Origin of the sequence: Flavobacterium pokkalii (genome assembly GCF_014596575.1) — a bacterium.
In the GTDB taxonomy this organism is placed as follows: domain Bacteria; phylum Bacteroidota; class Bacteroidia; order Flavobacteriales; family Flavobacteriaceae; genus Flavobacterium; species Flavobacterium pokkalii.
The window spans coordinates 364,653-384,664 of sequence record NZ_NASZ01000001.1; the positions used below are offsets into that span (position 1 = coordinate 364,653).

The 20,012-nt window shown below is 34.8% G+C and carries 12 protein-coding genes; 10 read left to right on the top strand and 2 right to left on the bottom strand.

Annotation, left to right across the window (positions count from 1 at the left end; all coding sequences use genetic code 11):
• Nucleotides 1-82: 82 nt before the first annotated feature.
• The 4 genes from mtgA (at nt 83) to B6A10_RS01620 (ending at nt 5,935) form a co-directional block, all read left to right on the top strand.
• Nucleotides 83-814, top strand: a complete 732-nt coding sequence (gene mtgA, locus B6A10_RS01605) for a monofunctional biosynthetic peptidoglycan transglycosylase (RefSeq protein WP_188219450.1) — start codon at nt 83-85, stop codon at nt 812-814.
• Nucleotides 815-1,762, top strand: a complete 948-nt coding sequence (locus tag B6A10_RS01610; RefSeq protein ID WP_188219451.1) for a lipid A deacylase LpxR family protein — start codon at nt 815-817, stop codon at nt 1,760-1,762. It begins immediately after the preceding gene.
• Nucleotides 1,763-1,927: 165 nt separating this feature from the next.
• Entirely contained in the window at nt 1,928-3,571 is a 1,644-nt protein-coding gene (locus tag B6A10_RS01615; RefSeq protein ID WP_188219452.1) for a DUF6377 domain-containing protein, read from the top strand.
• 252 nt (nt 3,572-3,823) lie between these two features.
• On the top strand, nt 3,824-5,935 hold the full coding sequence (locus B6A10_RS01620) for a glycoside hydrolase family 97 protein (RefSeq protein ID WP_188219453.1): 2,112 nt from the start codon (nt 3,824-3,826) through the stop codon (nt 5,933-5,935).
• 183 nt (nt 5,936-6,118) lie between these two features.
• On the opposite strand, the gene B6A10_RS01625 is transcribed toward B6A10_RS01620, so the two are convergent.
• Both B6A10_RS01625 and B6A10_RS01630 read right to left on the bottom strand, forming a co-directional pair.
• The gene (locus B6A10_RS01625) at nt 6,119-6,853 is read right to left on the bottom strand and encodes a LytR/AlgR family response regulator transcription factor (RefSeq protein ID WP_188219454.1); all 735 of its coding nucleotides are present in this window, start codon (nt 6,851-6,853) and stop codon (nt 6,119-6,121) included.
• Nucleotides 6,840-7,904: a sensor histidine kinase gene (locus B6A10_RS01630; RefSeq protein WP_188219455.1), complete on the bottom strand. Its 1,065-nt coding sequence runs from the start codon at nt 7,902-7,904 to the stop codon at nt 6,840-6,842. The genes B6A10_RS01625 and B6A10_RS01630 overlap by 14 nt, the downstream gene beginning before the upstream one ends.
• Before the next feature lie 154 nt (nt 7,905-8,058).
• On the opposite strand from B6A10_RS01630, the gene B6A10_RS01635 reads away from it, so the two are divergent.
• The 6 genes from B6A10_RS01635 to B6A10_RS01660 all read left to right on the top strand — a co-directional run bounded on the left by B6A10_RS01635 (nt 8,059) and on the right by B6A10_RS01660 (nt 19,962).
• Nucleotides 8,059-9,912, top strand: coding sequence for an alpha-amylase family glycosyl hydrolase (locus B6A10_RS01635; RefSeq protein ID WP_188219456.1), 1,854 nt, complete (start codon nt 8,059-8,061; stop codon nt 9,910-9,912).
• A 75-nt stretch (nt 9,913-9,987) separates the two neighbouring features.
• Nucleotides 9,988-11,331: a beta-alanine-activating enzyme beta-propeller domain-containing protein gene (locus B6A10_RS01640; RefSeq protein WP_188219457.1), complete on the top strand. Its 1,344-nt coding sequence runs from the start codon at nt 9,988-9,990 to the stop codon at nt 11,329-11,331.
• A gap of 44 nt (nt 11,332-11,375) precedes the next feature.
• Nucleotides 11,376-14,009, top strand: a complete 2,634-nt coding sequence (locus B6A10_RS01645) for a DUF5916 domain-containing protein (protein ID WP_188219458.1) — start codon at nt 11,376-11,378, stop codon at nt 14,007-14,009.
• A 545-nt stretch (nt 14,010-14,554) separates the two neighbouring features.
• Nucleotides 14,555-17,533 carry a SusC/RagA family TonB-linked outer membrane protein gene (locus B6A10_RS01650; RefSeq protein ID WP_188219459.1) on the top strand — a complete coding sequence of 993 codons (2,979 nt, stop codon included), beginning with the start codon at nt 14,555-14,557 and terminating at the stop codon, nt 17,531-17,533.
• A 36-nt stretch (nt 17,534-17,569) separates the two neighbouring features.
• Nucleotides 17,570-19,177, top strand: a complete 1,608-nt coding sequence (locus tag B6A10_RS01655) for a RagB/SusD family nutrient uptake outer membrane protein (RefSeq protein WP_188219460.1) — start codon at nt 17,570-17,572, stop codon at nt 19,175-19,177.
• Between the two features lie 20 nt (nt 19,178-19,197).
• Nucleotides 19,198-19,962 (top strand): SusE domain-containing protein, encoded by a 765-nt coding sequence (locus B6A10_RS01660; RefSeq protein ID WP_188219461.1) that lies wholly within the window; start codon nt 19,198-19,200, stop codon nt 19,960-19,962.
• Nucleotides 19,963-20,012 lie beyond the last annotated feature (50 nt).

Sequence of the window (20,012 nt, forward strand, 5' to 3'; positions counted from 1 at the left end):
AATCGCCGTTTTTTAAGGGTGGATTTTTATTTCTAAAAGAATTATGTAAGTTTAAAGAAATTAAAAAATCCGGTTTCGAATAATGGCAACAAAAATAAATCCTAAAACAAAAACTAAAAAAGCTTCCCGAAATTTTATGGCAACATTGAGAGTGTTTTTCTTTAAAATGATTTTGTGGTTTGTTGGTCTTTCACTGTTTTTGGTGGTCTTTTTTAAGTTTGTTCCAGTGCTGTTTACACCATTGATGCTCATCAGAGCCATAGAAAATAAAGTTGCCGGAAAGCCGGTTTATTTCAGTCACGACTGGGAACCACTGGAAAATATTTCAGTTAATTTGCAAAAAGCAGTTATTGCCAGTGAAGACGGATTGTTTTTACAACACAATGGTTTTGATTTTAAGGCCATGCAAAAAGCCTATAAAAGTAATTCCAGAGGAAGGAAAATAAAAGGTGGAAGTACCATTTCGCAACAAACCGCCAAGAATGTTTTTCTGTGGCAGGGTCGAAGTTATTTAAGAAAAGGCCTTGAAGCTTATTTTACGGTTTTAATAGAATTAATTTGGGGCAAAGAGCGTATCATGGAGGTATATTTAAATAGCATCGAAATGGGCGATGGCGTTTACGGAGCACAGGCGGCAGCCGAACATTGGTACCGAAAAGACGCCGCTAATTTAACCCGAAGACAAGCCGCCGGAATAGCCGCCATTTTGCCTAATCCTCGAAAATATACCGCAACGAGTTCGTCGTCTTACATCAACAGACGAAAAGATAAAATCATGCGCGTGATGAATACTGTAGGTAAAATTGAATATTAGATGCGAATCAAAACATTATTATTACTCTATTTGTTTTTGCTTTCGGTTCGTATATCGGGTCAGAATAATAGTGTTGAAATAGGAGTTATTACTGATAATGATTTGTATACTTCTACTAAAAATGATCAATATTATACGAATGGTTTAGAAGTTTTCTATCGGTATTTGGCTAAAAAAAGCAAACCAAATGTTCTCAAGAAAATCAATGAAATCCGTTTAGGACAATACATGTACAGTCCGCGGACTATTTATGTCGATGAGGAAGATATGTTTGATCGTCCTTTTGCGGGTTATCTTTTCGGAGAATTTGGAAATACTAATTTTTATTCGAATCAAACGGTTTTTAAAAAATATTTACAGTTAGGATTTGTAGGACCTTATTCTTTTGCTGACAAAGTACAATCCGGAACGCATCGGTTGTTTCATTATACTGCTTTTGAGCAATGGGATTATCAAATTCAAAACACCTTTGGGATTCAAACGTATTTTATGATTTCCCGTCCTGTTCTGAAAAAAATTAAAAGCGAAAGAATCGATTTTCAATGGTTGTCGGAAGCTAAATTAGGAACCATTTTTACTTCGCTAACCACCGGATTTGTAACCCGAATTGGGCTGAAAAAATTAATGCCGCTTTCAGATTCCAATTTTCATGGTGCTTCAATAAGAGCCGATACGATCCAGCAGGCGAGGGAATTTTATTTTTACATGGCGCCTTTTTTAAATTATCAAATTTATGATGCTACCATTCAGGGCAGCATGTTTAATGATAACAGTCCGGTAACTTTTGATTTGATTCCGTTGCGGTTCAATGCCGAAGCCGGATTTCGCTATCGAAAAAACAATTGGAATTTATCCTATGCCTTTGTTTACCGGGGCAAAGAATTAAAATTTCACCGAACGATTGGCTACTTTTACGGTTCTATTCGCCTTTCGTATATTTTTAGATAAAAATTGAAAATATTTCTGGAATACGAGCGAATTATTTTTTAACTCTTTTGATTTTGTTATGCAATTTTTTTGCTGAAAAGTATTTTTTAAGTGCTCTAAAAAAGTTTTTATTGCCGAATATTTAATAAATTAGTTCTACCTTAACCTAACCAAAAAACAACCACAATGAATAAAATTTGGACTTTATTCCTTATTATTTGTTTTCCTGCACTACTGTATTCTCAAGATGAAATGAATTCATTATTAGATGAATTAGACGCGACTTTGGATAAAAGCGAATTTTATCATAATAAGAAAGAAGCCGAAATGAATAAATTGAGCAGTTTACTGAAATTAACGTCTTCAAATGCCCAGAAATACGAGATATATCAAAAATTATATAATGAATATCGTGCTTATCAATCGGATTCGGCTTTAAATTATGCCCGACGAAGTTTGAAAGTAGCCAATACTTTAAAGGATTTAAACAAAATTAATACGGCAAAATTAAATTTGGCGTCCATTATGGGAACTTTGGGAATGTATAAGGAAGCTACGGATATTTTGAATAAAGTAGATATCAATCCCACGCCCGAAATTAAAAGTTTTTATTACGGAGTGCATAGTTCTATTTATTTGTACATGTCGGAATATGCGGCTTCCAATCAGGAGAAAAATAGTTATGTGCAGTTGACGCAGCAGTTTCGGGATTCTGTTTTTAAATATGATCCTGCAAATTCGAAATCCTATGTTATCACGCAAGCGAATAAATTTTTTGAAAAAGGACAATACGATGAGACGCTTCGAATGTTACAGGATTATTTTCCGAAAATAAGTAATAATGATCCTGATAAAGCGGTGGTTGCTTATATTATTTCGGAAACTTACCAACGAAAAAAAGATTTTGAACAGGAGAAAAAATGGTTAATTAAATCGGCTATTTCCGATTTACAGCTGGAGAAAAAGGAATACATTTCCCTGCGTTCTTTGGCTTTTATCATGTACAAAGAAGGCGATATCGACCGCGCTTACAAATACATCAAGCGTTCGCTGGAAGATGCGCTTTTTTGTAATGCGCGTTTGAGAACGTATGAAATTTCGAGAATGATGCCTATCATTAATGATGCCTATCAAAAACAAAATGATACCAACAGGCATCAGCTGATTGTCTTTTTGGTGAGCGCCAGTATTCTGTCGTTGTTTTTACTGGTGGTTTTGATTTTGTTGTTCAAACAAATGAAAAAATTATCTAAAGCTAAAAAGGAAATCAGTTTGGCCAACAGTCAATTTATCGAATTGAATAAAGAGTTGAACAGTTTTAACGAAAAATTGAATGAAACTAATACCACACTCAAAGAAGCCAATTTGGTAAAAGAAATTTACATTGGAAGATATATGGATCAATGCTCGGTTTACATCAGTAAATTAGACGAATACCGACGCAAACTGAATGTTATTGTTTCCAGTGGAAAAACCGCTGAATTGGTCAAAGCCGTAAAATCCAAGGAGTTTATCGAAGTTGAGTTGAAAGAGTTCTATCATAATTTTGATAAAACCTTTTTGTTGCTTTTCCCTAATTTCATTGAGGAATTCAACAGTTTGCTGACCGATAACGAAGACATTAAATTAAAACCGGGCGAGTTAATGAATACCGAATTGCGAATTTTTGCCCTGATTCGTTTAGGAATATCCGATAGTGTTAAAATTGCCGAATTTTTGCGTTATTCCTTATCGACTATTTATAATTACAGGACCAAACTAAGGAATAAAGCATTAGGACCAAGAGATGAGTTTGAAGCAAATGTAATGCGAATAGGTACAAATAAATAGAAAATTGTTTTTTCAAAAACAGCTGCCTTTTGACTCTTTTTTTGGGGTTAAAAGGCTTTTTTTATACTACTAAACCACTACTTTTTTTGATTTAAAATATTATTTAAAATATTGTAAATGAATAAATTATGTTTTTAAATTACGATTTATAGCTACCAAATTATATTAGTAAAAATAGGCACTGTGAAATCGTTTTAAATTTGGTTAACCAAAGAAGTTAAAGCAGATTATTAATTTTATTAAAACAACCAAATGAGACATTTCTTTTTATTAACATGGCTTTGTTTAACGTGCAATACTTTGTTAGCACAGCAGCTTAAGTCACCCAATCAGCAATTGCAAATGGAGTTTTCTTTGCAAAAAGACGGAACTCCCGGCTACAGTTTGAAATACAAAGGCAAAGTAGTTATTAAGCCTAGTAAATTGGGATTGGAGTTGAAAGACGATGCAAAATCTTTATTGAATGATTTCGCGATTGCAGATACAAAGACGACTACTTTTGATGAAATCTGGAAACCGGTTTGGGGCGAAGTAGCCAGCATTCGTAACCATTATAACGAATTGGTAGTTACGCTAAACCAAAAAGGAACCGACCGACAAATGATTATCCGTTTTCGTTTGTTTGATGAAGGTTTAGGATTTCGCTACGAGTTTCCTTCGCAAAAGAACCTGACTTATTTTGTGATTAAAGAAGAGCGCAGCCAATTTGCCATGAACGGCGATCACACCGCGTTTTGGATTCCGGGAGATTATGATACTCAGGAATACGATTATACGACTTCAAAATTATCCGAAATCAGAGGTTTGACGGAAAAAGCCATGACGGCTAATGTTTCTCAGCAATCTTTTTCGCCTACGGGAGTTCAAACGGCTTTGATGATGAAAACGGCTGACGGATTATACATCAATTTGCACGAAGCGGCTTTGATTAATTATTCCTGCATGCACCTGAATCTGGATGATAAAAACATGATTTTCGAATCCTGGTTAACTCCGGATGCTAAAGGAGATAAAGGCTATATGCAGGCACCTTGCCAGTCGCCTTGGAGAACTGTTATGGTGAGTGATGATGCCCGGGAAATTTTGGCTTCCAAAATGACTTTGAACTTAAATGACCCTTGTAAAATTGACGATACTTCCTGGATAAAACCGGTGAAATATATAGGTGTTTGGTGGGAAATGATTACCGGAAAAAGCACATGGGCTTATACTGATGAGTATCCAACGGTGCAATTAGGTGTAACTGATTTTGCTAAAGCGAAACCTAACGGAAAACACGGTGCCAATACAACTAATGTGAAAAAATACATTGATTTTGCTGCCGCAAACGGATTCGATGCCGTATTGGTTGAAGGTTGGAATGTAGGTTGGGAAGACTGGTTTGGTCATTCTAAAGATTATGTGTTTGACTTTGTGACACCTTATCCGGATTTTGATGTAAAAGGAATTCATGAATATGCCAAATCCAAAGGAATCAAAATGATTATGCATCACGAAACTTCCGGTTCAACCCGAAATTATGAGCGTCACATGGATAAAGCGTATCAGTTTATGAAAGACAACGGTTATGATGCGGTGAAAAGTGGTTATGTAGGGCCAATTTTGCCAAGAGGCGAAAATCATTACGATCAATGGATTGTAAATCACTATCAATATGCTATTGAGAAAGCTGCCGATTATAAAATTATGGTCAATGCTCACGAGGCGATTCGTCCAACTGGAATTTGCAGAACTTATCCGAATTTAATTGGAAATGAATCGGCCAGAGGAACCGAGTATCAGGCTTTTGGTGGTTCTAAACCGAATCACGTTACCATCTTGCCATTTACCCGATTAATTGGCGGGCCAATGGATTATACACCGGGAATTTTTGAAATGAATATCAGTAAAATCAATCCGGAGAATACTTCGCACCTAAACAGTACTCTGGCAAATCAACTGGCTTTGTATGTAACCATGTATAGTCCGTTGCAAATGGCTGCCGACTTACCGGAAAATTACGAGCGCTTTGCTGATGCTTTCCAATTTATCAAAGATGTTGCAGTTGACTGGAGCGAGAGTAAATATTTAGAAGCTGAACCAGGACAATACATTAGCGTAGCCCGAAAAGCCAAGGGAACAAACAATTGGTTTATTGGAAATGTAAATGGCGAAACGTCTCGTGTATCTTCCATCAATTTTGATTTCCTTGAAAAAGGAAAAAAATACGAAGCCACTATTTATGCCGATGCTAAAAATGCGCATTATAAAACTAATCCGCAGGCTTATACCATTCGTAAAATGAATGTGACCAACAAAACTAAATTGAGTCAGTTTTCTGCGCCGGGAGGTGGTTATGCCATCAGCGTAATTGAAAAGAAATAGATTTGAGAATATTGATAAAGTAAATTTTGTTTAATTAGTTAAGTGGCAAAGAGTTATTTTATTACACCTAAACCCTTCAAAGCAATTTGAGGGGTTTTTTTATTATTTTGGGCTAGTGTAAATAATTTTTTTCATATTAAATTGAAAAATTTCAAATCCAAACAATCTCTCGCTGCTTATTAATCAATATTGTCTAAATGCACTGCTCATAGAATTTAAAATATGAGATACAGATGAATGATAAAACCTTCCTATAGGCAATTGCTTATTTTGGATGTTGATACTGCCGGTACTGTAGCTTGTAATTTTATTTATTGCCACTAAAAATGAACGATGAATTCTACAAAACAAGCCTTCGGGCAGTTTGTCTTCCATTTCAGTAATCGATTGGTAGGTTTTATAACATTCTTCTGTGGTAAAAATCAGCAAATAATTGCCTTGAGCTTCAAAATAGTTTATTTCTTCCAGAAAAAGCTTGACCATTTTTCTTTCGCATTTTACAAAAATAAATGGATTTTCTTTCTCTTGTTTTTTAGAATACAATATCATATCGTTTAACTCCCGAACTTTGCTGTATTTATTAATAGCTTTCGTAAAACGTTCCAGCGAAATTGGTTTTAAAATATAATCGACAGCATCAATTTCAAATCCTTCGGCAGCATATTCTGTATAAGCGGTTGTAAAAATAACAGCAGTTTCCGCTAAAAGACTTTTTGCAAATTCTATTCCTGATTTTCCGGGTAAATTTATATCTAAAAAAATAAGATCGATTTTATGTGATTTCAAAATATTCTGCGCACTGGAAACACTGGTAAATTTGCCTTTTAAATCCAAAAAATCAAACTTAGCAATATGAAGTTCCAATAAAACAGAAGCCGGTAATTCATCTTCAATTATAATACAATTAATTGCTGCCATCTTTTATCTTTATTTTTAAGGAAACAAAAAAACTTAACGTCTCATTTTTTATTGTCAAAGCATGTTTATCAGGATATAGCAATTCTAATCTCCTCTTTACATTTGCAATTCCAATTCCGCTGCTCACATTATCCGGTATAGTATTAAAATGCTCCGGCAGACTATTTTCAATTTTAACCACAAGCCAATCATCACTGACACTAATAGCAATTGTAATCCAGCCTTTATTGTTTTCGTCTAAACAATATTTATAACTGTTTTCGATAAACGGAAGTATCAAAAAAGGCTCAATAAAATGATTCTCAATATTTCCATAAACGCTAAAACTTAATTGAAGCTGATTTTCAAAACGCAGCTGCTGTAACGAAATATAATTTTTGAGATAATCTATTTCATTTTGCAGAGAGATGCTTCTATTGTTGACATCATAAATGGAAAACCGAAGCAAATCTGATATTTTAAGCACAATTTCAGCAGAATCATCCGATTTGCTCAAAATTTTAGAGTATAAACTATTTAGGACATTGAATAGAAAATGCGGATGAAACTGGTTTCGGAGCGACGATAATTCTGCCTGCAGTTTTTCGGATAAAATCGTCTGGACTTTGTTTTTTTCTTCTGCTAAGTAATAAAAAAGTTTAAATGCTATTGGTATCGTGACTACAAACTGCAATTTACTCACGTTGTACAAAAAAACCGGTGCCGACAAAAGCGGTTCAATCTTCCAGAAAGTCAAATAATAAGGTAATATTATATAATTGTCGATTAATCGCTGCAAGAATGCAAAAAATAAAATGAGAAGAATATAGCAGACAATAAAAGCAGTCGTTTTTTTCTTAAATAACAAACCGGGCATTAAAAATTCAACAATAATAGTCACAAAAAATATCTTGGGCAAAACACTGTACCATTCGTTGCGCCAGGCTATTATGAAATCACCTTCCGGAAGTCCCTGAATCATACTAAACAGCAAAATATAACCCAGCCAGTAAAAGGTATAGCGTTTTATTTTTTGAAATTTGTTCTCAGGATTATAAGTGATTCCGCTCATTTAATTTAGGCTTTGTATTAATGTAAAAATAAGGCTTTAATTTAAACTAAAATTGTTGTTTACAATGTAAATCATGTTGTTTAAATAAGTTGTTTTTTTAAAGTGAAAAAGAGAAATATCTTTCGTTCTAAAACTAACTTAAAAACAACCAAAGATGAAAAAAGCATTCTTTTTTTTCTTGATTTTAATGCATTTGGCTTTTGCTGCAAATGCTAAGAATATTGATGTATATCCTACTAATTGGTGGGTAGATATGAAAACAAATTCAATACAATTACTTATTCGGAGTACCGGCGAGGCTTTTTCTTCTGATTATGCCGGCATTAATTATTCAGGAATTCAGGTTTTGAAAACACATCAGTTTTCGAACAAAAAATATCTTGCTGTCGATATTTTAATCTCACCTGAAGCCCGTCCGGGAACCGTATCCATTGAAGTTATTCAGAACGGAAAAAAGCAAAAAATCAACTGGACTCTTAATTCCCGCAGAACCGGCAACGGCACCGAATATGCCCAAGGTGTAAATTCTGCTGATTTTATTGATTTAATAATGGTGGACCGCTTTAGTAACGGAGATGTAACCAATGATCGCATTAAAGGAATGAGGGATCAATCTCTGGATAGAAACCAAATGTACGACCGTCATGGTGGTGATTTACAAGGTGTAATTAACAATTTGGATTACCTGCAAGGATTAGGAATTACTGCTTTGTGGTTTACTCCTATAATGGAAAATGATATGATGAACCGTACCGAACACGGATATGCCATTACAGATCATTATAAAATTGATGCGCGATACGGTGGAGATGCAAAATATAAAGAACTGAGCGAAAAACTGCATCAACGTGGTATGAAACTCATTTTTGATGCTGTTTACAACCATTTTGGACTGTATCATTTTTTAGAGCAGGATCAACCGGAAAATGACTGGGTACACCGCTGGCCGGAATATACGCAGACTAATTACAGGGAACAGACGCTATTTGACCCTTATGGTGCAAAATCGGATCAGAAAAAAATGAGTAATGGGTGGTTTGACAAGATCATGCCTGATATCAATCAGGATAATCCCTATATGGCCAATTTTTTAATTCAAAATTGTATTTGGCACATTGAAACCTTTGGTATCGACGGCGTTCGCCTGGATACTTATACTTACAATGATTTGAACTTTGCAAATCGCTGCAATCAAGCCATTTTAAATGAATATCCTAAAATGACCATTTTTGGAGAAATTATGGTTCACGGAGTGGCAAACCAGACTTATTTTGAGCAAAACAACATCGATACGCCTTTTAAAAGCAATTTGCCATCGGTTGTTGATTTCCAGAGTCTGTATTACGGAATTATCCCTGCACTTACTCAGCCATTTGGCTGGACTGATGGCGTAAACAAATTGTATTATACACTTAGCAGTGATTTTTTAAGTAAAAATCCGATGCAAAAAGTATTGCTTTTGGACAATCATGACGAACATCGTTTCTTTTCTGTTGTTGGAAAAAATGTAGAAAAACAAAAAATAGGTTTTCAATGGCTGCTTACCTGCCGCGGAATCCCTCAATTGTATTATGGTTCAGAAGTTTTGGTGAAAGGATTTAAGGATCCGGATGGTTTGGTCCGAAGTGATTTTCCCGGTGGATGGGCAACCGATACAAAAAATGCTTTTACAGGAAAAGGACTCACAGAGGATGAAAAGTCTACTCAGGATCTGGTTCGAAAACTGGCGAATTTCAGAAAAACATCTTCGGCACTTAAAACAGGTAAAATGATGCATTATGTGCCTGTTGATGGTTTGTATGTTTATTTCAGATACGATGAAAATCAGACTATCATGTGCGTCATGAATACTAGTACTACTGAAAAAGAAATTGATTTGCAAAAGTATGATGAAAGAACTGCCGATTTTACATCTGCAAGAAATGTGATCACTGAGGAGAAGTTTAATGCTTCAACCAAAACCACTATCCCTGCCATGAAAATGTGGATATTGGAATTAAAAAAATAGTGAACAGACATACTGTTGTTTTTTATTTTTGTAATAATATATTGTCATAAAAAAACTAATTTAACCAAGCCAAACATGAAACGAACGTATTTAATTGCAGTAATTATAATTCTTTTTGGAATAAAAAGTTCAGCAGTTTTTGGACAGCAGGAAAAAAAGAGAACCGCAAACGTATTTCAAAATCGCGTTTTTAAAGGAGATAAACACATGCCTTTAGGCAATTTAAAATGGGCTGTTAAAACCAGTGGAAAAATATTTTCATCACCTGTTGTTTATGATGGTGTCCTTTACATAGGCAGTGAGGATGGCAATCTTTATGCTATCGACGAAAAAACAGGTAAAACACATTGGAAATTTAAAACCGGAGGTGCTGTACATAGTTCGCCGGCAGTTTTCAAAAACACTGTTTACATTGGAAGTTTTGATGGCTATTATTACGCTATTGATACCAAAACCGGGCGTGTGAAATGGAAATTTAAAACCGGTGGCGAAAAGTGGTTTGGCGAAATAGGTTACTTAGGTTTTAAACCTGTGGACCAATATATGGATGATTTATGGGATTTCTTTTTGTCCTCCCCTGTTATCAACCCTGACGATAAAAATCCAAGAATTTTCTTTGGGAGCAGCGATGGAAATGTATATGCACTCAATGCAAATACCGGAGAACTAAAATGGAAGTTTGAGGCAAAAGGATCCATTCACTGCAGTCCTGTTCTGTACAAAAATACGCTCTATATTGGCAGTTGGGATGCTAATATGTATGCCATAGATGCAGAAACCGGAAAAATGCGCTGGAAATTTGAAACAGGAACGCAATTAGGCTTTAAAGGAATTGAATCTACCGTAGTGGCGGCTAATGATATGGTTTATTTTGGGGCTCGTGATCCTTTTATATTTGCGCTCCATGCCGAAACCGGAAAATTGGTTTGGAAGTATGACGCGGCTAATTCATGGATTATCAGTTCGGCAGTTGTGGCGAATGATGTATTATATGTTGGAACATCAGATACTTTTGAGCTGCTGGCGCTGGACGCAAAAAACGGAAAAGAATTATATAAGTTTAAAACAAGCGGGTATGTGTATTCTTCTCCGGCCATTGCTGGTGATACGGCCTATTTTGGAGATTTTACAGGTAATTTCTTCGCCGTAAGCACTAAATCTTCGGGCAAGGAATGGAATAGTTTCAGTACGGAAAGCAGAAAATTATCAGCCCCTGAAATATTAAATAATGACCTTCTTGACTTTTCTTATGCTGCTAACGGGGGTGATTTTCTCTTTTATGATGTCAATAAAACGGTGATGGATCAATTTTATAAATTGGGTTCTATTGTTTCTTCTCCCTTTATTTCCAATAACACTGTTTATTTTGGAAGCGCTGACGGTAATTGTTACGCTATTGGGCTGCAGAACAAAAAATAATTCATACATAAGATTTCAAATAATTTAAACACAAATAAAATGATATGATTATACTGCAAATACGATTTTTGCTGGTATTCGTATTCTCTTTTTATTTTTGTTCAGGGCAGGATATGCCCAAAATCGAAAAGAGAGTTTATACCACAAAATTTTTAGGTGATTTAGCGGCTCCGGTTATAGACGGCATTTTAACCGATGCCAGTTGGGATATTGTGGACTGGACCGGAGATTATATTGAAAATCTTCCTGAAGAAAATACCGAACCGATTGAACAAACCAAATTTAAAATAGTATATGATAAAGAATTTATTTATTTTGGGTTTAGATGTTATGACAAAGATCCTAAAGGTATTGTTAAAAGATTATCCAGACGGGATGGTTTTGAAGGAGACTGGATTGAAATTAACATAAGTAGTCATTATGACAAGCTTACAGCTTTTTCATTTGCAGCATCGGTAGCGGGTGTAAAAAGTGATGGATTTATTTCTGATAACGGAAAAACATGGGAGGGTAACTGGAACCCGATTTGGTATTTAAAAACCAATATTGACAATGAAGGCTGGACTGCTGAAATTAAAATACCGCTTAGTCAGTTAAAATTTAGTGATGCCCCTGAACAGATTTGGGGGCTTCAGTCCACACGCAGGTATTTTAGAACTGAAGAGCGTTCCCTTTGGCAGCGTATTCCTCTCGACGCTCCGGGTTGGGTAAGCGAATTTGGAGAATTACACGGTTTGATAGCTTTGTCTCCTCAACGACAAATAGAAATTCAGCCTTTTGTTCTTTCTAAATTAGAGACTTACCCTCGTGAAGATGGAAATCCATTTAAAAAAGGTAGGGATTTTAACTTAAATGGAGGTTTGGATGCTAAAATAGCTATTACTAATGATTTAACATTAAATTTAACCGTAAATCCCGATTTTGGGCAGGTTGAAGCTGATCCGGCTGCGATTGTGCTGGATGGTTTTCAGATTTTTTATGATGAAAGACGACCTTTTTTTGTTGAGAACAAAAATATTTTCAACTACACTTTTGCTGATGATCAGGACAATTTGTTTTATTCCCGACGAATTGGAAGAAAACCTTATGGCAGATTTAATATTTCTAATGGTTCTTTTGTATCCGTACCAAATAATACCAATATTTTAGGTGCGGCAAAATTTAGCGGAAAAACTAAAAATGGCTGGTCAATAGGGATTTTGGAAAGTGTGACAGATAGCGAATATGCAAAAATTCAGGAAAACGGACAAGCTGGTAAAGAATTAGTTGAACCATTAACCAACTACTTTGTTGGACGTGCCCAAAAAGATTTTAACAATCGCAACAGTTATATAGGAGCCATTTTTACAGCAACAAATAGAAATTTAGAAGCTGATTTTTTAAATTTTATGCATAAATCGGCTTATACTGTAGGAGTTGATTTTATGCATAACTGGAATAACAGAAAGTATTACTTCAAGGGCAATTTTATAGCCAGCAGGGTTAATGGAAGTGAAGAAGCTATAACTGCAACCCAAAAAAGCATAAGTCATCTTTTTCAAAGAACTGATGCAGGACATCTTACAGTTAATTCTTCAAGAACATCCCTTGCCGGAATCGGAGGAAAATTTGAAACAGGAAAAGCCAGTGTGGGAAACTGGCGTTATAGAGGAGGAATCATTTGGCGCTCACCTGAATTGGAATTAAACGATATTGGTTTTTTAAGGCAAGCCGATGAAATTAAGCAATATGCATTTTTGTCTTATGAAACCTTAAAGCCTTTTGGTATTTTTCGGAAAATAACAACTAATCTGGAGCAGCTTGCTAACTTTGATTTCGAAGGAAATTATAATAAAATGCAATATACTCTTAGTTCGGATATTGTATTGAAAAACAACTGGAATTTTATTTTTTCGGCCATTTATAAGCCGGTAAATTATTCAAATTCTATTTTACAGGGAGGTCCTCGGTTTCGTTATTCCGAAGATTTCTTTAAATCGGTAAGCATTATATCCGACAGTCGGAAAAAATTAAGATATAATGTCAATATATATGATAACAAAGGTAAAAATGATTCTTTTTCATACTCTGAACTGAATTTAGCGTTGGTTTATCAGCCAATAAATGCTTTTATGTTTTCGGTTAATCCGGCTTTGTCTTTGAATAAAAATAAATTGCAATATATTAATCAGACTCATTTTAATATTATACCGAGATATATTACTGCAAATTTAGTTCAGCATACGTTAAGTACTTCGATTCGGTTAGATTACAATATTAATCCTAATTTGACCATTCAATATTATGGTCAGCCTTTTATTTCCAGAGTGAAGTATAATCATTTTAGCAGAGTGATAAATCCAACTGCGAGCTATTATGGAGACAGGGTAAGTTTATATAATCATAATCAGATTCATTTTAATAAAACAGAAAATAAGTATGAAATAGATGAAGATATGAATGATCAAATTGATTATTCAATCCAAAATCCTGATTTTTCATTTGTACAATTCAGATCTAATTTAGTGGCACGTTGGGAATATATTCCCGGTTCGGAAATATTTTTGGTCTGGTCACAAGGAATAGTGGCAAATGGAAATCCAAATGAAAGTTTAATATCCGAATTGAATTCACAAATATTGGGAAAAAAGCCGGCGAATACTTTTTTGATAAAAATAACCTATCGGTTCACACTATAGCATCAAATTTTAGGCGTAAATACCGGTCTGTAGAGCTTGTATTTTGAAATACTTAAAATACAAAATCAGTAAAAATGCTATTGTTTTTTGCCTTCAGGACTGTTGATATAGGTCAAATTAACTGGTCTTTCCAGACCGTTTTAATTAATAATTTAGTTCGGTTAAATTCTTTAAAGTCTGTATTTTTTTGTAATTTTAATTGTTTATTATGTAAATTAAAGAATAAATAATTGTTAATTATACAATTAATAGAATGTTAAATTAACTATTTGTTAATAGAGAAAAAAAGCACAAAAAAACAGTTTTTTTGACTACATAATCACTACTTTTTTCACGAGATAAAAAATGCTTAACTGCTTGTTTTTAAAGTTTTTTAGGCTTAATTAGTTACTTACTTAACTACATTTTTATTGTTGTTAAAATGGAGACTGTTAAATCTCTATAATTTTACATTAACAAAATCGAAATAATCTCTTCCTTAAAGACCATATTCGGTTTTGTAAAATTATTATTAACAACCAAAACAAACTAATTAAACAAAAAGTATGAAAACAATTTACAAAAAGTTGTTATTTTTATTCCTATTGTTGCCGTTTACCGTGTTTGCTCAAAACACTTTAAGCGGGACTGTTGTCGATAAAGCAACAGGTCAACCAATCCCGGGAGTAAATGTAAATGTACAAGGTGCTCTTTCAGGAGTATCGACTGATTTTGACGGTAAATTTAAATTGCCTAATGTAAAACAGGGTGACAAAGTTCTGTTTACATTTATGGGGTATATTGCCCAAACAGTCGTTTATAACGGACAAACAGGGTTTTCGGTTTCTTTGACTGAAGACACCAATCAACTTAAAGAGGTAGTTGTACAGGTAGGTTACGGTACCGTAAAGAAAAAAGATGCAACGGGTTCTGTTTCCCAAATTTCAGCAAAAGATTTTAATAAAGGTCAGAACGTTACAGCTGAAAGTTTAATTAACGGCCGTATTTCGGGTGTGAATGTAACCGGCGGAGGGCAACCTGGTGCAAAAGCAGACATTAGAATTAGAGGAGGATCATCGTTAAATGCCTCAAACGAACCTTTAATTGTAATAGACGGACTTCCTATGAGTAATGCTGTCCCGAATGGCGCTACAAGTATTTTATCTACAATTGATCCTAATGACATTGAGTCATTCACGGTATTGAAAGATGCTTCGGCAGCAGCGATTTATGGTTCTCGTGCAGCTAATGGGGTAATTGTAATTACCACTAAAAAAGGGAGCAAAGGCGGTGTAAAAGTGAATTTCAGTTCTCAGGTAGGTGTGAATACCATTGCCAATACGGTAGATGTATTAAGTGCTGACCAATTTCGTGCTGTAGTAAATGAAAAAGGTACTGCGGCTCAAAAAGCGTTATTAGGTACAGCAAATACTGATTGGCAAGATGAAATTTTCCATACGGCTTTAACAACAAATAATAATATATCTGCCAGTGGTGCGCTATTTGGTAAATTACCTGTAAGGCTTTCTGTAGGTAACACTAACAATCCCGGAATATTAAAAAATACCAGCTTCGAAAGAACAACGACATCTCTGTCTTTGAATCCGGTTTTATTTGATAATCATTTAAGAATTGACATTAGCGGAAATCTGTCTTTTGGAAAAAACAGATTCCAAAATCAGGCGGCTGTAATAGGTAATGCAATAGGATTTGATCCTACACAACCGGTTTATCAGGCGGGGTCTCGTTATGGAGGCTATTTTGAATGGTTAGAAGCTAATGGGAATTTACCATTATTGCCAGGAAGAAACCCGGTGGCTATGTTGAATCAAACAAACAATAGATCTACTTCTACCAGAAAATGGGGTAATGTAAGATTAGATTATAAATTGCATTTCTTTGAAGATTTAAGAGCTGTTGTTGAATTAGGTATTGATAAATTTGATAGTAGCGGATTTATAGATATTAGTACTGAAAGCGCTACCGGATTTCAACCTGAAGGTTTTAGTACAGGAAATTGGGTGAATAAAGGAGGATATACCCAATATACAGATTCGCGCCAAAATAAAAACTTAAATGCCTATTTTAACTATACTAAAGATTTAGGAAAATTTAAAGTTGATGTTACGACAGGTTACAACTATCAGATGTTCCAAAGAGAAGGATTTACAACTAATGATGTACGAATACCTGGTACAGAGCCTGATGTACAAACGGATCCGGATATTAATTTGCAATCTTACTTTGGTCGTGTAAATTTAGGATATGACAGCAGGTATTTATTAACATTGAATTATAGAAGAGATGGTACTTCCCGTTTTTCTGAAAAAAACAGATGGGGTAATTTTGCAGGTGCTGCTTTCGCCTGGAATATTTCAAATGAATCATTCTTGAAAGACAACAACACTATATCAAACCTTAAATTACGATTAGGATATGGTGAAACAGGACAGCAGGATATTAATGCCTCGTATGATTATCTAAGAAGAGTGACCTTAGGTACGGTGAATTCCCAGTATATTTTTGGAAACACTATTTACAGGGTCGCAAGAACTGAGGGTTATAATCCAGATATTAAATGGGAAGAATTAGCTGAAGCTAATATAGGTTTAGATTATGGATTATTCAATAACAAAATAACAGGATCTATTAACTATTTTAATAAAAAGTCAAATGGTCTTTTAGCTTTTATTGCTTATCCTGATGGTGCAAATATGAGAAATCAGGGTTTTTCTAACGTAGGTAGTGTAAAAACAAATGGAGTTGAATTCAGCATTGAATCAGATGTTATTAAAAACGATAATCTGACTTGGAATTTAGCTTTCAATACCACCTATATTAAACAGGAGATAAGCGACTTAGGTTTTGCTGTTCCGGGTTTTCAAGGATATACTACGGGAGCTATTACGGGAGGAACTGGTAATCAAATACAAATTAACTCTGTAGGTTTTGCCCCAAATACATTTTATGTCTATGAGCAATTGTATGATGCAAACAAAAGACCAATTCAAGGGGCTTATGCAGATAGAAATGGAGACGGGCAAATTAACACCGAAGATCGTTACAGGTTTCACAAAGCAGCACCGGATTATACATTTGGTTTTGTCAGTACATTGAATTACAAAAATTTTGATTTTACAATGAACTGGAGAGCTAGTTTGGGTAACTATATTTTTGATAATGTAAGCTCTGATAAAGGATATTTACAGGCAGGTTTAAGAAGAGAATCTGATTTAGCAAATATTACTATAGATTATTATAATACAGGATTTGATGAAGAAACTAATTCAAATGGGACACAACGTAACTATTCTGATTATTTTGTAAAAGATGCATCTTTCATAAAATTAGACAACCTGACAGTAGGATACACCTTAGAAAAAAAATTATTTAAGGCTGCTACATTGCGATTTTCTGCAGGAGTTCAAAATGTTTTAACGTTGACAAAATATGACGGTTTGGATCCTGAACAATTTAATGGTATTGATGGCAATGTTTATCCTCGTGCCAGAACGTATTTGTTTGGAGTTAATGCAAATTTCTAATAGTACATTCAAGAACAAATTTTAAAAAAAAATAAAATGAAAATATCATTTAAATATATATCTTATTTTTTCCTATTCATTTTAGGATTGAATATGACGCTTACTTCGTGTACAAGCGACTTAGAAGTAACCCCAAAAGACGATGATGAGTTTTTATCAGAAACCTTTTTTGAAGATCCAGCATCTTATAAACAGGTATTGGCTAAGCTTTATGCCGGTTTATATGTGGGAGGAAATGATGGTGATGGAGCTGCTGATATTGCCGGAATTGGAGGTGATTTTAGTAGTTATTTAAGGCTATTATTTGTAACACAAGAATTTACAACTGACGAAGCTATTGTGGCATGGGGAGATGATGGTTTACCAGCATTAAATTTTCAAACCTGGAGCACTAATAATCAATTCTTATACGGATTGTATTCCAGAGCCTTTTTCCATATTAGTATTGCTAATGAATTTTTAAGACAAACTACAGAAGAGAAATTAAACAGTAGAGGTGTCGACTCCAATTTAAAAGCTGAAATTGCTATTTACAGAGCGGAAGCGCGTTTCCTAAGAGCATTTTCATACTATAATTTGATGGATTTGTTTGGGAATGTACCTATTACAACTGAAAATGATCCTGTTGGATTTTTCTATCCGGAACAAAAAACCAGAGCCGAAGTTTTTGCATTTATTGAATCGGAATTAAAAGATTTAGACAATAGTCTTGCGGCTTCAAAAACAAATGAATACGGAAGAGTAGATAAAACGGCTGCTAAGTTTTTATTGACAAAAATTTATCTTAATGCAAAAGTATATGTTGGAACAGCCAAAAATGATGAAGCAGTTACAGCTTGTAATGATGTTATCAATTCAGCTTACACTTTCGCAGATGTGCCTTACCGTTATTTATTTTCTGCCGATAATAACACCAATGGAGCTCAAAATGAATTTATATTCCCCGTTATCAATGACGGAAATGCGATTAGAGCGACCGGTGGAGGTATGAGTTTTATATTGCACGCTTCTATAGGAGGCAGTATGGATGCTGCTGCACAAGGTATGAATGGTGGTTGGTCAGGTATCAGAGTAAGAAAAGAATTTGTTCAATTGTTTCCTGATGAAACTGCTACGGGAGATGCCAGAGGTACTTTTTATACCAATGGACAAACTTTAGATATTGCTAATGTTGGGGCTTTTTCAAATGGTTATGCAGTTACGAAGTACACAAATGTAAAATCTGACGGAAGTGCTGCTCAAAGAAATGATATTCCGGATACCGATTTTCCAATGTTTAGATTATCAGATGCGTATTTAATGTATGCTGAAGCAACTTTAAGAGGGGCATCAAACGGTAATATAGCAACGGCTTTAGGTTATATCAATAAAATTAGAGCAAGAGCCAATGCGACCAGTCTTTCAACTTCCGATTTAACATTAGATTTTATTCTGGCAGAAAGAGCAAGAGAATTGTTTTGGGAATGCCACAGACGAACCGATTTAATTCGTTTTGACAAATTTACGGGATCAAGTAAAATATGGCAATGGAAAGGTGGTATTCAAAATGGTACTTCTACTCCGTCATACAGAAATCTTATGCCAATTCCTGGCACAACCATTCAAGCTAACCCAACTTTAAAACAAAACCCTGGATATAATTAACCATATAAAAAATAATAAAAATGAAAAATATATATAAAATTTTAATTGGATTTATTGCCGTATTAACAGTGTCATGTAATGCTGATGATGTTGAAAACAGACCGGTAATCACTCAAGGAACTGCACCGGTATTACTTACTCCGCAATCTAATTTTAATCTTGTGCTTCAAAATGCTAACGCTGCGAGTTTGGCGACTACTTTTGTTTGGAATGATGCGCAATATGAAGGAACTGAAACAGTTGTTAACTATACAATTGAAGTAGCAAAAGCAGGTACTAATTTTGAAACTCCTACTGTAGCGGGTGCAACCACTGTTAAATTTAAAAATTTTACGGTTGAAGAATTAAATGCTGCTGCTTTAGATGCCGGGCTTGCTCCTTTTGCCGAGGGAAAATTAGATGTACGTATTAAATCTACTGTTGGTGCGGTTAGTGCGCTTCCTCAGGTATCTAATTTTTATACTATCACTGTAACACCATATCCTGCCTGGCCAAACTGGGGTATAATTGGTAGTGCTACCGCTGCAACAACAGGTGGTGACGGTTGGGGAGCTGATGCGAACTTAGATTATAATTCTGCTACTAAAAAATATTCAATCACAATGGATTTAGCCGCTGGAGAAATCAAATTCAGATTAGATGATAGCTGGACAACAAATTACGGCGATAATGGAAATGATGGCACTTTAGATGCGGGTGGAGCTAACATTCCAATTGCAACAGCAGGAAACTATACTATTGTTGTTGATTTTACTGCAAAAACATACATCGTTACAAAAAATTAGTAATTTTTGAATACGATAAAAAGGCTATCTGCGGATAGCCTTTTTTAATC